The following is a 261-nucleotide window of genomic DNA, read 5'->3' as shown; positions in this document are numbered from 1 at the left end:
CCACACCGGCTCCACCAGCATGTTGGCGAAGCGCAAAACGAACAGGTTCTGCACCGTCTCCTTGCCCAGGTAATGGTCGATACGGTAGATCTGCCCCTCGTCGAAGTGGCGGTGCAGCAGGGCATTCAATCGGCGCGCGCTGTCCAGATCCTCGCCGAAGGGCTTCTCCACCACGATGCGGTGCCTGCCGTGGGAACGGTTGATGCCGGCGCGGTTCAGGTTCTCGATCACAGTGGCGAAATCCTGAGGCCGGATGGCGAG

1 pseudogene is annotated in these 261 nt (G+C 62.5%); it reads right to left on the bottom strand.

Going from position 1 to position 261, the window contains the following annotated elements:
• A pseudogene (locus tag ACTFO6_RS19005) lies at positions 1–261 on the bottom strand (glucose-6-phosphate dehydrogenase); the annotation flags it as partial.

It is taken from the genome of Pelomicrobium sp. G1, from assembly GCF_051905455.1.
Classification (GTDB): domain Bacteria; phylum Pseudomonadota; class Gammaproteobacteria; order Burkholderiales; family UBA6910; genus Pelomicrobium.
This window is presented reverse-complemented; position numbering and strand designations above follow the sequence as displayed.